This window comes from Streptomyces rubellus (genome assembly GCF_036323805.1).
In the GTDB taxonomy this organism is placed as follows: domain Bacteria; phylum Actinomycetota; class Actinomycetes; order Streptomycetales; family Streptomycetaceae; genus Streptomyces.
This window is the reverse complement of the sequence record NZ_JAZDCX010000001.1, coordinates 404867-418150: the sequence shown is the minus strand read 5'-3', so window position 1 is coordinate 418150 and position 13284 is coordinate 404867. Positions and strand designations below refer to the sequence as shown.

Genomic DNA, 13284 nt, shown 5'->3' with positions numbered 1-13284 from the left:
AAAGTCCGCCGGGTGGCCCACCCGCCCGGGCCCTACCGCTTCCCGGCCGAGGACACCCGCGGGGCCTGCGGCACCGGGACCGGCCGCGGTGCCGGGTGGCGCAGGGAGGACGTGATGTGGCGGGTGGACAGCGGCGGGAGCGCCCCGGAACCGCCGACCGACGAAGTGTCCGCACCGCTGACCCCGCTGACACCGGTGGTCGCGGGCGGCGGCGTCGGGGGCTGCTGCCGGTGACCGGCGGCGCCCCGGTAGACGGCGGCGAAGGCCAGCCCGACGATGCCGACGCCCATCACCACGGCGAGCACCCAGGCGACCGGCCGGTGCCAGCGGGCATGGCCGCGGTAGGAGCGGCGGGCGTGGCCGTGGTGGCCGTCCTCGCAGTCCTCGTAGTCCTCGGTGTACGCGGCGAAGCCGGCGTCCTGGGGATACTCGGCGTCCTCCACGTACTCCACGTAGTCGACGCGGTCCACGAACTCCACCCGGCCGTACCGGTACCTGCCGTACCGGCCTTCGTCCTCGTCCGCGTCCGGGTCGTGGTCTGAGCCCTCCGGGTCGTCCCGCAGCGGCCGGTAGCCGTACTGCTCCTCGTACGCGACCGCCGCCTCGGTCTCCTGGGCGGACTGGGCCGCGGCGAGTATGCGTTCGGCGGCGGTGGGCTCGTGGACCGGGGCCGCCCGGACGAAGGACTCGTCGAAGACCACGGAGGCGAACGCGTCGTCCGCCGCCGTGCGGTCGCGGTCCTCGGGCTCCTCGCCGTTCGGGTACGGCTGGCCCCCCACATCCTCCGGCACCCGTCCAGCGTAGACCGGCCGGAGGAGTTTGGGCAGGGATAACGGGGATTCGTCTCGCCCGCCGGCCGGGGGCCCGCCGGGATCAGCCGCGTACGTGGCCCTCGCCGGTGACGACGTACTTGGTGGAGGTCAGCTCCGGCAGGCCCATGGGACCGCGGGCGTGCAGCTTCTGCGTGGAGATGCCGATCTCCGCGCCGAAGCCGAACTGGCCGCCGTCGGTGAACCGGGTGGAGGCGTTGACCATGACGGCGGTGGAGTCCACCAGCGACACGAAGCGGCGGGCCGCGGCGGTGTCGGAGGTGACGATCGCCTCGGTGTGGCCGGAGGTCCAGCGGCGGATGTGCGCCACGGCGTCGTCCAGGGAGGGCACCACGGCGGCGGCGATGTCGTAGGAGAGGTACTCGGTCTCCCAGTCCTCGTCGGTCGCGGGCACCACCTTCACGCCCTCGGCCGCGCCCGCCCGCACCCAGGCCTCGTCGCCGTGGACGGTCACCCCGGCCTCCGTCAGGGCGGTCAGGGCGCGCGGCAGGAAGGCGCCAGCGATGTCGGCGTGCACCAGCACGGTCTCGGCGGAGTTGCAGACGCTGGGTCGCTGCGCCTTGGAGTTGACCAGGATCTCCACGGCCGTGTCGAGGTCGGCGCCGCCGTCGACGTAGACGTGGCAGTTGCCGGTGCCGGTCTCGATGACGGGGACGGTGGACTCCTCCACGACCGCCCTGATCAGGGCGGCGCCGCCGCGCGGGATCAGCACGTCGACCAGGCCGCGGGCGCGCATCAGCTCCTTGACGCTGTCGCGGCTCTCCCCGGGCACGAGCTGGACGGCGTCGGCCGGGAGCCCGGCGGCGGCCACCGCGTCGCGCAGCACGGCGACCAGGGCCGTGTTGGAGGCGTACGCGGAGGACGAGCCGCGCAGCAGCACCGCGTTGCCGGACTTCAGGCACAGCACGGCGGCGTCCACGGTGACGTTGGGCCGCGCCTCGTAGACGATCCCGACCACCCCGAGCGGCACCCGCACCTGGCGCAGCTCCAGGCCGTTGGGGAGGGTGGAGCCGCGCACCACCTCGCCGACCGGGTCGGGCAGCGCGACCACCTCCCGCACGTCGGAGGCGATGGCGGCGATCCGCTCGGGGGTGAGGGTCAGCCGGTCGACGGTGGACTCCGGGGTCCCGGCGGCGCGGGCCTTCGCCACGTCGGCCGCGTTGGCGGCGACGATCTCGTCGGTACGGGCCACCAGCGCGTCGGCGATCGCGAGCAGCGCGCCGTCCCGCGCGGTGCGCGGCAGCGGGGCGAGCGCGGCGGCCGCCTCCTTCGCGCGGCGGGCGGTCCCGGTCACGCTCCCGGCATCGGTCGCGGGGTCGGTCACGGCGGAGGTCTGCGATGCGCGGCTCATGTCCGCAAGCCTAGCCAGCGCGCGAGCGGTTTCCGGCGGAAAGTCCGCACTCCGAGACACGTGCCGGGCGGGCGCCGCCGGACGCCGCCGCGGGGTCAGAACGGGTGGACGCCCACCGGGACGGCGGGCGGCGGGCCGTAGCCCTCCGCCACCCGCTGGTGGTACGTCTCGCGCCCGATGACCTCCAGGCCGACGATCTCCCACGGCGGCAGCCCGGCCGACTCCCGGTGCTCGCCCCACAGCCGCAGGGCCACGGCCGCCGCGTCGTGCAGGTCGCGGGCCTCCTCCCAGTAGCGGATCTCGGCGTGGTCGTTCGCGTAGCGGCTGGTCAGCAGGAAGGGGTGGTCGTGGGCGAGCTGTTCGAGCGCCCGTCTGACCTCCTTCAGGGGCACCTCCGCCCCGGAGACGCTCAGGGTGACGTGCCACAGCCGGGACGCCCCGCGGTGCCGGTCGCTCCCCTCCCCCGGACCCGGCCCGGCCCAGGGGCTCCGCTCCCCGCTCCGCGAGGGGTTCTCCGGCCCCTCGCTCCGCCGGGGAGTCCCCGAGCCGACGCTGGTCAGTCGTCTCACCGGCGGCCTCCCGCTTCCGTTCGCCCGTACGGCGGGCCGCCGTCCCGCACGGCCCACGAAGCAAAGTTGACCAGGCTCCGGCCCGGCGTGTGGCGGTTTTCGGGAAGGTGTCCGTGGAAAGACCGAGCTTTTGCCGATCTCGCCCGGGTATGACGCCCCGCCGGGGGCGGCCGGGAGGGCGGGGACACCGGGTGTGCCGGGGACACCGGAGCCGCCGGAGGCGCCCGGGGACCTCAGGGGCGCAGCAGCACCAGGTCGTCGCGGTGGACGACCTCCCGCTCGTAGGCGGGTCCGAGCTCGCGGGCGAGGTCGTGGGTGGAGCGGCCGATCAGCCGGGGGATCTCGCGGGCGTCGAAGTTGACCAGCCCGCGGGCGACGGCCCGCCCGGCGGCGTCCCGCAGCTCGACCGGGTCCCCCGCCGAGAACTCGCCCTCGACCCCGGCCAGTCCGGCGGGCAGCAGCGAGGTGCGCCGCTCCACCACGGCCCGTACCGCGCCGTCGTCCAGGACCAGCGCGCCGCGCGGGGTGGAGGCGTGCGCCAGCCACAGCAGCCGTCCGGCGGACCGGCGGCCGGTGCGGTGGAAGTACGTGCCGGTGTGCCGCCCGGCAAGGGCGTCGGCGACCCGGACGGCGGAGGTGAGCACCACGGGGATCCCGGCCGCGGCGGCGATCCGGGCCGCCTCGACCTTGGTGACCATGCCGCCGGTGCCGACCCCGGCCCGGCCGACGCTGCCGATCTCGACCCCCGCCAGGTCCCGCGGCCCGTGCACCTCCTCGATGAGGGAGGTGCCGGCGGTGGCCGGGTTCCCGTCGTACAGGCCGTCCACGTCCGAGAGCAGGACGAGCAGTTCGGCGCGGACCAGATGGGCCACCAGCGCGGCCAGCCGGTCGTTGTCGCCGAAGCGGATCTCGTCGGTGGCGACGGTGTCGTTCTCGTTGACGATCGGCACCGCGCCCATGGCCAGCAGCTGGTCCAGGGTGCGGTAGGCGTTGCGGTAGTGCGCGCGGCGGCTGGTGTCGTCCGAGGTCAGCAGCACCTGGCCGACGCGCAGGCCGTACCGGGCGAAGGAGGCGGTGTAGCGGGCCACCAGCAGGCCCTGACCGACGCTGGCGGCGGCCTGCTGGCGGGCCAGGTCACGGGGGCGCCGCCGAAGGCCCAGCGGGGCCAGCCCGGCGGCGATGGCGCCGGAGGAGACCACGACGATCTGCCGGCCCGCCGCCTCGCCCCCCGCCGGGGCGACATGCCTGGCGAGCACGTCCACCAGGGCGTCCACCCGGTCCGCGTCCAGGCCGCCCGCGGCCGTGGTGAGCGAGGAGGACCCGATCTTCACCACGATCCTGCGGGCGTCCCGTACGTCCTGCCGGAGATCCCGTGCCGTGCCGGCCTCTGCGCTGGCCACCCGTGCCGCCCCCTGCTCTTCCTCGTGCCGTCCGAGTGCGTCCGCACCGGTCAAGGCGGCAATCTATGCCAACCGCGCGCCCGTCCGCGCGGCCGTTCCGCCCGTCGGACCCATCCTCGCGCGCGGGCGGCGGCGGGGCACGCGGGGAGCAGCGAGCCCGGCGGGAGGGATCAGCGGGCCGCCCGGACGAGCTCCTCCTCGCGGGCCGGGCGTTCCGCGGCGAGGCGCCTGCGCGCGGCGGCGGCGGCGTCCTGCCGGAACAGCCACTGCGCCCTCGGCTCGACGGCGAAGCGGAAGACGTGTCTGACGGGCGGCGTGCACAGCGCGGTCACCGTCGCGGCGGCGGCCAGGGTGACCACGATCCGGCCGGCGGGCGAGTCGACCCACCCGGGCTCGTACCAGTCCCAGACCCGGGAGAGCTGGACGGGGTACACGTGCAGCAGATAGCCGTACATGGTCCCGGCGCCCAGCGCGGTGAACCACGTCCGGTGCGACGGCACCCAGGCCAGGAAGCACGCGGTGAGCACCACGGCGGCGCCGAAGAGCAGCCCGGTCATCACCGGGCCGCTCCACCAGGGGGCGCCCAGTTCCTGCGCGCCGGCTCCGCGGAAGACCCAGTTGCGCTCCACCCGGGGGACGCTCCAGTACGCCACCGCCAGTGCCACGGCGGCGACCGGTGCGGCCAGCAGCCGGACCGTACGGTGGCGCACCGTCCCGAGGTGTTCGGGCCTCAGCTGGAGGCCGAGCACGAAGTAGGGGAGGAACTGCAGCACCCGCTGGAGGTTGAGGTCGCCGCCGATGTTGGGGGTGGCGGACGCCAGCGCAGCGATCACCAGGCTGACGGCGAGCGGATGGCGCAGGAGCTTCCACAGGGGTGTGGTCAGCCGCCAGATGAACAGGGCGATCAGGAACCACAGGGCGTAGTTGGGGTTGAGTACGGTGAACGACTTGTCCGGGGTGTCGGCCCAGCGCATCACGAGGGTGAAGGCCGTCTCGAAGATCAGATACGGCACGATCACCCCGGTGACCAGGCGTCTGAGCTGGTTCGGCCGTCCTTCGAAGCTCCGGGAGAGATACCCGGAGATGATGATGAAGGCCGGCATGTGGAAGACGTAGACGAACCGGTAGAGACCCTCCGTGGCGCGCGAGGTGTCGCGCAGCGGCTCCCAGGCGTGGGCGACCGCGACCAGCACGAGTGCCAGGTACTTCGCGTTGTCCAGGAACGCGTCCCGGGACCGGGAACCGGTGTCCTCCCGGTGCCCGGCCGCGGGAGCGGAGGCGTCGGGCACCGGCTCACCCGTACCGCCGGCGGCCGTGGGGGGATGGGCTCGTCCGTGGCTGGGGGAAGTCATCCGTCGCATCATAACCACCCGGGTACGGAGCCATAACGAAAGGGTCGCCGGCCTCCGTGGCCCGCCGGTCCCGTCCGGTCCGGGACCAGGCGGAACCGGGAGGAGCCGGGGAGGCGGCGGGCGGGCCCGGCGGGAGAACCGGGGAGCCGGCCGGCATGACCGCGCTTACCCGGGGAACTGCGGATCAGTCACACGGCCCGGTCCCCGGGGCGTGACCCATGGGAGGCCTGGTTCGTTCCCAGCCGTGAGTCTCTTTCGCACAGTGTCGTCCCGGAGAGGATCCGTCATGTCCCCGCCCCCCGAACGGCGCTCCTCCCCCGAGTCCCCGGCCGTGCCCCCGGCCCTGTCCTCCGCCGTCCGGCTCGCGGCGGCGCCGGTCCTGCTGCTCGCGGCGTTCCTCACCCAGCTCGCCGGTGCCCTGCTCCCCCACGGCGCGCTGCTGGTCGCCGGTTCGGCGGCGGGGGCGGCGGCCGAGCTGTACCTCTTCCGCGTCCAGCCGCGGGTGCTGTCCTGGCTGGGCAGACTCCGCTTCGACGTCACCACCCGCCAGCTCCTCCGGGACATGCTGATCGTCGTGGCGCTGGTCCGTCTCCCCGGCGTGGACCCGGCGGCGGAGCGGCCGCTCGCCCTCGCGCTGCTCGGCTGCTACGCGGCCCACTTCGGCTGCCAGGCGGTCGCGCTGCTGGTCCGGCGCACCCGCACCCTGCCGTTCGTCACCCGCAACATCGACGCCTCCGAGCTTCGGCTGTCCCCCGCGCCGCCCCGCATCCTGACCCGGCAGCCCAGCCGCCGGCTGCTGCTGTTCTCCCTGCCGTCCACCGCGGGCCTGCTGGCCACCGCGGTGACGGCGGACGCCCGCTGGGGCGCCGCCGGCGTCGGCGTCTGCCTGGCCCTCCTCCTGGGCGGCACGGCCCGGCTGGCCCTGCGGCTGCTGCCCGGACGGCGCCCGGTCGGCGAGGAGGAGGCCCTGGCCTGGCTGGACGACTGGCTGGCACGGTACCGCCCGGCCGTGGCGATGTACTTCTCCGGCGGTCCCGCCTCCGCCTACCAGGCGAACATGTGGCTGGCGCCGCTGGCCTCGCTGGACGGCAACCCGCTGATCGTGCTCCGCGAGCGGTTCATGGTGCAGCGGATCGACGCCACCGACGTGCCGATCGTGTGCATCCCGAAGGTCGCCCATCTGATGCGCCTGGAGCACTCACCGCTGAAGGCGATGCTGCATCCGTCGAACTCCGGCAAGACCTCGCAGGTGCTGCGCGTCCCGACGATCAAGCACGCCTTCACCAACCACGGCGAGAGCGACAAGCTCTCCAGCTGCAACCCCTACGCCAAGGCGTACGACGAGGTGTGGGTGGCGGGCCCGGCCGCCCGGGAACGCTACCGGCTCGCCGACATCGGCGTCGACGACCGGGACGTGGTCGAGATCGGCCGCCCCCAGCTCGCGCCGATCCGCCCGTACGCCGGACCGCCCGCCACGGACGGGTTCACCACCGTGCTGTACGCCCCCACCTGGGAGGGCTGGACCGACGACCCGGGCAACACCTCGATCGTCCTGGCGGGCGAGAACATCGTCCGCGCGCTGCTCGCGGACCCGAAGGTGCGGCTGCTGTACAAACCGCACCCGATGACCGGTTCGGTGGACCCGCGCGCCGCCCGCGCCGACGAGCGTGTCCGGCGGCTGATCGCCGAGGCCAACGCCGCCCGCTCCGGGCCGCGCCCCGACCCGGAGGCGGCCGCCGAGCTGGCGCGCCGTACCGCCGAGCTGGACGAGCTGACCACCACGGCGTTCCGGAGGTCCGCGGACGAGGTGGAGCGGATGCTGCTCCAGTCGGCCCCCGGCGAGGACCGGGCGGCGCGGGTGGCGGCCGCGACGGCCGCCTGGGAGAGGGCGTACTGGGCGTCCTTCCCCGAGTGGGAGCATCAGGTGGTCACCGGCCCGCGGCCCGCCCTCTACTCCTGCTTCAACCAGGCCGACCTGCTGATCAGCGACGTGTCGAGCGTGGTCTCGGACTACCTGGCCAGTGAGAAGCCGTACGCGGTCGCCAACACCGGCGGGCTGCCGGAGGAGGAGTTCCGGGCCGCCTTCCCGACCGTACGGGCGGCGGTGATCCTCACGCCCGACGCCGCGGGCGTCCCCGCCCTGCTGGAGTCGGTCCGCGACCCGGCCCGGGACACCCTGGTCCGGGCCCGGGCGGAGCTGAAGGAGTACCTGCTGGGCCCGGCCGAGCCCCCGTCGGCCGTCCGCTTCCGGCAGGCCGCCGCCGCGCTGTGCGCCGCCGCCGACCGGCGCCGCGCGCGCATGTCGCCGGGGCCGGACCCGCGGCCGGAGGACGCTTCGCCGTACGGCACGGCGGCCGGTACGGCGATGGGCACGGCGGCCGACGCCGCGGATCCCGTGGAGGACCGGGAGCCGGACTCCGGCGGAACAACGGAGGACCCGGTCACCACCTGACCCCGGTGGTGCCGGTGCCCTTCCGCGGCCGTGGTGCCCCGCCGCACGGGGCGCCGCGGCCGCCGGGCCGTCAGGCGGCGGCGCGAAGCCTGTCGCGGAGCCGTACCGCCGTCCTGCTCAGCCTCGACCCGAGGACCCGGCGCGCGGCGCGCCGGGTCCGCCCGCGGGTGTCCTCCCACCGGATCCGATTCGCGGGGAGCCGGTCCCTGGTGGCCTCGTAGACCTCGTCGGGGATGGCGGCGGCCGGGTCCCGGAAGAAGGGGTACGCCAGGTAGACCGCGCGCTTCCGGGGATCCACGACCACCGGGGCGGCCTTCTTGTCCCGGATGAACTCCAGGACCGTCAGCAGCTCACCGAGCAGGCCGCGGCCCGCGCAGTACAGCCGCAGCCGCTCGTCCACCCGCAGCGAACGGGCGACGCCCCCGGTCCAGTAGGTCTCCCACAGCGGCCGGACCAGTTCCAGCTTGTGGCGCCGCACCTCCTCGCTCTGCCTCAGCAGGACGGGCCCGAACTGCGGGAGCAGGGTGACCACGAAGGGACGGACCATCAGCCTGTCGCGCTTCGCCCCGGGCGGCACCAGGTCCGCGATCAGCTCCATCAGCACCCTCGCGGAGTCGAAGCGCAAGGCGTGGCCGCCGCTCTTCGTCACGTGCTTGCCGTCCTCGCGGCCGACGAGGTAGTAGCAGACGTAGTCGGCGGTGATCGAGAGCCCGTCGGCCCGGAGGTACGCCTCCATGGTGAACGCGGCGTCCTCACCGGTCCGCAGGTCCTCCCGGAACCTGATGCCGTGGCGTTCCAGTGGTTCGCGCCGGAACAGCTTCTGCGCGCTGAGCGTGAACCTGGCGTTGGAGGAGAACACGTCCGTGCGTTCCAGGGTGCGGTGCCACATGGACTTCGGCGCGCCCCGGTTGACCCCGGTCACCTTGCCGAGCACCACGTCGGTGCCGTTGCGGTCGGCCATCGCGACCATTCGCTCCAGCGCCTCGACGCCGAGGTGGTCGTCGGCGTCGAGGAAGAAGACGTAACGGCCGCGCGCCAGTGACAGGCCCGTGTTCCGGGGACCGCTGGGCCCCCCCGAGTTCTTCTGCCGGACCACCCGGGTGGGGACCGCCGTCCGCGCCGCGAACTCCTCCAGGTACTCACCGGTGCCGTCCGTGGACCCGTCGTCCACCGCGACGAGTTCGAGACGGCCGGCGCCGATGCTCTGCGCCTCGACCGACTCCAGGCAGCGCACCAGGTACGGCATGGCCTCGTAGGCACCGACGATCACGGTCACGTCGGGTACGCCGGGCACATCGGCCGCCGAACCGGACTCGCTCATGCCTTTCCCCCCTCGTTGGTCATGTTTCTCCCCTCGATGGCCACGCCCCGGTCCGGAGCGTCAGCTGCTCCCCCGCCCCAGTGAGACGCCGGTGGCCCCCCGGGGGATCCGCCGGACGCGGCACCGGACACGAAGGGCCCCGGCCGGACCGCTCAGTGGGTCCGGCCGGGGCCACATCGCTCTTCCACCCTTCGGCGGAACGATCACTACAGAGACACTACGACGGCACCTTCCCGGTGTTCGCACCGGTTTCGGCCCCTCTGCCCACCAGCTGGCCCTGGTTGCGGACCTCGGCCTTGGCCGCCAGCGCCCGCACGGCCGCGTCGAAACGCTGGAGGGCCGTCGGCTCGTCCGGTCCCAGCAGGTACTCCTTCAGCTCCCGGCGCGCCTCGGCGAGCGGATCGTCGCCCCTCGCCTCGACCGCGTCGAGCAGCTCCCCGATCCCCTCGGCGCTGTTGTCGAGGATCACCGCGGCGCGCACGGCGGTGTTCTGCCGCTTGAACTCCTCGGCGCCCAGGCCGGCGGAGTCGGCGACGGCGTACGGCTTGCCGCTGGCGATGAAGTCCGAGACCACGCTGGAGATGTCGGACACCATGGCGTCGGAGGCGTTGAAGCAGTCGTACAGCCGCGGCTCGGGGCCGGTGATCACCCGGTGCTCCCACCAGCCGAAGGAGCGCCAGTAGGCGTCGTTCCACTCCTCGCGCAGCCGGGCCACCTCCGCCTCGCGCTCCGGGGCGGCCTGGGTGTCGCGGGAGGCGACCGCCTCGTCCCGGAACTCCTTGGCGGCGCCGCCCAGCTCCCTCAGCCGCGCCTCGATCCGGGTCAGCTCCGCCTTCGCCCGCTCCCGGTCGGCCGCGGTGCGCTTGGTCTCCTCGGCCCAGCGCGGGTCGGCGGCCCGCTTCGCGTTGGCCGTCGCGATCAGCGCGGCGATCCGCCGGTCGGCGGCGCCGGCGGCGCGGTTGCGGGTCCCGGTGAAGGGGTGGGGCTTGTAGAGCACCCGCACCGGCCGGTCGCTCTCGACCAGGCGGCGCACGATGTTCTCACCGGCCAGGATGACCGAGGTGTTGCCCGGCTCGTCCGACCAGCCCTCCCAGGTCGGCGCGTACAGGACGGTGGGGATGTGCCCGTCCGGGAGGTCCCGCCGGGTCCGGATGGACGCCAGCTGCGGGCGGCCGACCTCGACGATGTCCTCGTCGCGGACGCCCACGTCGGCGAGCGCGTAGCGGTCCCGGCCCGCCCGTCCGGCCGTCCAGATCTCGTCGTACACCTTGCTGTACGGGTTGACGCTGGCGATCTTGTCGCTGTCCCCGTGGCCGACGAAGACGTGCTTCATCGTCGGCACCCGCAGCAGGTGGATGTTCTTGCCGACGTTGGCCGGGTAGAGCGCCACCCGCACCGAGGACAGGTCCAGGTTCATCAGATGCACCGCACCGGGCACGCAGAGCACGGGCACCGTGGTGGAGGCGAGCTGCGGGAGGATGAACCTCTCGCGCAGCACCACCAGCGGCCGGCCCTCCAGCTGGGACACCGTCTCCAGCCACATGTTGACCTGGTAGGCGGACTCCCGGGAGCCGGAGAAGTACAGCACCGTGGTCGGCCGGTAGTCGCGCAGCCACTCGTCGACGAAGGCCAGTGCCTTCTCGCGGCGGGGCGGCAGCCGCCGGGGGCGGGTGTACGGCGCCAGCAGCGCGGTGCGCGCCAGCGCGGCCAGCACGGTGGCCGCGCAGCCCGCCAGGCCGTAGGCGGGGGTGTCGGTGAACGCGGTGGCCAGCAGGCCGGTGACCGCGAACAGGTCCCAGTGCATCAGCCGGCCGGCGGCGTTGTCGACCAGGCGGCGCGGCGGCCCGTCGGGGACGCGCAGCCCGGACAGGTCGATGTTGCGGCTGGCGAAGGGCAGGGTGCGGCGCCGCGCGATGAGCTCGATCACGGTGCGGTGCAGCGCGCCCAGGCCGTGGAAGACCACGAAGCACGCGAGCGCCGGGTAGACCACGGTCTCGTCGGGGAGCCCCAGCCGGGCCAGGAGCAGCAGGAGCAGCAGTTCCCGCAGCAGGAAGCGGCTGTCCACCCCCACCCCGAGCCTGCGCAGCAGCTTGGTCAGGTAGGTGTCGCGGTGGCACAGGTAGGCGTCCCCGGCGTAGCCGGCGGCGGCGAACCCGGCGAAGGCCCAGGCGTTCGGCAGCAGGGCGGCGAGTGCCATGCCGGGGTAGGCCAGCACCATCAGCAGCACGGCGGCCAGTTCCTTGCGGGTCTGCACCCTGGCCAGGCGTATGGCGGTCGCTGTCACGGTCAGACGTTCTCTTCCCGGGCCAGGACGGAGGCGAGCGCGTGCTCGAAGCCGGAGGCCCCGGCGTCCCGGGTCGGGTCCTGCCGTCTGACGTCTATGACGTGTCCGGTCAGCGAGGACAGCAGCACGTCCAGCGAGGTGCGGGCGACGGCCTCGGAGGACAGCAGGGAGTCGGCGGGCTCCTGGCCGAACGCCTGGGTGCGCATCGGCGTCGCGGTGCGCTCGGGGTTGACGCAGTTGACGGATATGCCCTCCGCGCTCCACTCGTCGGCCAGCGCCTGGGTGAGGTTGACCAGCGCCGCCTTGGCGGAGGAGTACAGGCTGTACTCGGCACGGCCGCGGGTGTAGCTGCTGGAGGTGTACAGCAGCAGATGCCCCTTGGTCTCCACGAGGTACTTGTGGGCGGCGCGGGCGATCTGGATGGGCGCCAGGTAGTTGACCCGCAGCGCCTCCTCGATGGTCGAGTTGTCCGTCTCGGCCAGCCTGCCGATGCGCAGCACCCCGGCGGTGTTGACGACGTAGTCGATGCGCCCGGTCTCCGCGTACGCCTTCGACAGCGCGTCGTCGACGTCCTCCGGGTTCTCCACGTGGGTGCCGGTGGTGGAGCGGCCGTACGCGAAGACCTTCGCCCCGTACCGCTCGGCCAGCGCGGCGATGTCGGCGCCGATGCCGTAGGAGCCGCCGAAGACGACCAGGGTCTTGCCCCTCAGCAGCTCGCGGTAGGCGGCGTCGTCGCCCGGCTGGGGGGCGGTGTGCGAGGCGAGCTGGAACAGCTTGTCGGCGATGAACACGTCGACCGGCTGGGTGACCTTCATGTTGTACTCGTCACCCGGCACCACGTAGACGGGCACGTCGGGGAGGTACCGCAGGACCACCGAGCAGTCGTCGGTGGCCTGGAAGTTCGGGTCCCGGACGGCGAGTTCGTACGCCCTGCGGATCGTGGAGAGCTTGAACGCCTGCGGGGTCTGGCCGCGGCGGAGCCGGGAGCGGTCCGGGATGTCGGTGATGAACTCGCCGTCCTCGCCGTGGGTGCGGGTCACGATGATCGTGTCCGCGGAGGGGATGGCGACGTCGACGGCCTTGTAGCGGTCGAGGGCGGCGACGCAGTCGGCGATCACCCGCTGGGAGAGCAGGGGGCGCACCGCGTCGTGGAAGAGGACGTTGCGGTCCTCGCCCTCGGCCAGGCCCTCGCCGAGGGCGGCGATGGCGCGCTCGGTGGTCTCGTTCCGGGTGGTGCCGCCCTCCAGGACCGCGGCGACCTTCCGCAGTCCCGCCTTGGAGACGATCCTCTCGACGTCCTGCACATAGCCCGGTGCCATCAGCACGAGCACGTCGTCGATGCCCTCGGCCTGCTCGAAGATGGCGAGTGTGTGCTCGATCACGGTCTTGCCGGCGATCTTCAGCAGCTGCTTGGGGACCGACAACCCCACCCGCTGACCCGTACCGCCGGCGAGCACGACGGCCGTGGTGCGGGGTTTGGCTATGTGTTCGGACACAGAGGACCTACCTACAGATCTGTTCCAGAATCAAAGGGCAATGGTTTCACCCGAGCCACCGGGCTTCATGCGCAGGCCTACTCAATGGCACCATACTGCAACCCCGACTTCATCCAACTGCGATGCTCCCCACGCAACCGGAGCCCCGCCGAAGGCGTCGCGGAGACGGCGGTGCGGCCCGGTGACGGCCCCGTCGTATGCTCACCCGACGGAAAAACCGGAGCCCCGG

9 protein-coding genes are annotated in these 13284 nt (G+C 73.6%); 1 reads left to right on the top strand and 8 read right to left on the bottom strand.

Features of this window, described 5'->3' with window-relative positions:
* Positions 1-32: 32 nt before the first annotated feature.
* The 5 genes from V1L54_RS01735 to V1L54_RS01715 all read right to left on the bottom strand — a co-directional run bounded on the left by V1L54_RS01735 (position 33) and on the right by V1L54_RS01715 (position 5502).
* A complete protein-coding gene (locus tag V1L54_RS01735; RefSeq protein ID WP_330115982.1) occupies positions 33-791 on the bottom strand; it encodes an SCO2584 family spore wall biosynthesis protein in 759 nt (252 codons plus the stop codon).
* Positions 792-873: 82 nt separating this feature from the next.
* Entirely contained in the window at positions 874-2181 is a 1308-nt protein-coding gene (locus V1L54_RS01730; protein ID WP_330115981.1) for a glutamate-5-semialdehyde dehydrogenase, read from the bottom strand.
* A 95-nt stretch (positions 2182-2276) separates the two neighbouring features.
* Entirely contained in the window at positions 2277-2750 is a 474-nt protein-coding gene (locus V1L54_RS01725; RefSeq protein ID WP_443076431.1) for a DUF8830 family protein, read from the bottom strand.
* A gap of 233 nt (positions 2751-2983) precedes the next feature.
* Positions 2984-4150: a glutamate 5-kinase gene (proB, locus tag V1L54_RS01720; protein ID WP_330116131.1), complete on the bottom strand. Its 1167-nt coding sequence runs from the start codon at positions 4148-4150 to the stop codon at positions 2984-2986.
* A 170-nt stretch (positions 4151-4320) separates the two neighbouring features.
* Positions 4321-5502 carry an acyltransferase family protein gene (locus tag V1L54_RS01715; RefSeq protein WP_330115980.1) on the bottom strand — a complete coding sequence of 394 codons (1182 nt, stop codon included), beginning with the start codon at positions 5500-5502 and terminating at the stop codon, positions 4321-4323.
* A 286-nt stretch (positions 5503-5788) separates the two neighbouring features.
* On the opposite strand from V1L54_RS01715, the gene V1L54_RS01710 reads away from it, so the two are divergent.
* On the top strand, positions 5789-7954 hold the full coding sequence (locus V1L54_RS01710) for a CDP-glycerol glycerophosphotransferase family protein (RefSeq protein ID WP_330115979.1): 2166 nt from the start codon (positions 5789-5791) through the stop codon (positions 7952-7954).
* 70 nt (positions 7955-8024) lie between these two features.
* Here the strand turns inward: V1L54_RS01710 and V1L54_RS01705 are convergent, their stop codons facing one another.
* The 3 genes from V1L54_RS01705 to V1L54_RS01695 all read right to left on the bottom strand — a co-directional run bounded on the left by V1L54_RS01705 (position 8025) and on the right by V1L54_RS01695 (position 13055).
* The gene (locus tag V1L54_RS01705; RefSeq protein ID WP_330115978.1) at positions 8025-9275 is read right to left on the bottom strand and encodes a glycosyltransferase family 2 protein; all 1251 of its coding nucleotides are present in this window, start codon (positions 9273-9275) and stop codon (positions 8025-8027) included.
* A gap of 217 nt (positions 9276-9492) precedes the next feature.
* On the bottom strand, positions 9493-11559 hold the full coding sequence (locus tag V1L54_RS01700) for a CDP-glycerol glycerophosphotransferase family protein (RefSeq protein WP_330115977.1): 2067 nt from the start codon (positions 11557-11559) through the stop codon (positions 9493-9495).
* A gap of 2 nt (positions 11560-11561) precedes the next feature.
* Positions 11562-13055, bottom strand: coding sequence for an SDR family NAD(P)-dependent oxidoreductase (locus V1L54_RS01695; RefSeq protein ID WP_330115976.1), 1494 nt, complete (start codon positions 13053-13055; stop codon positions 11562-11564).
* Positions 13056-13284: the final 229 nt, after the last annotated feature.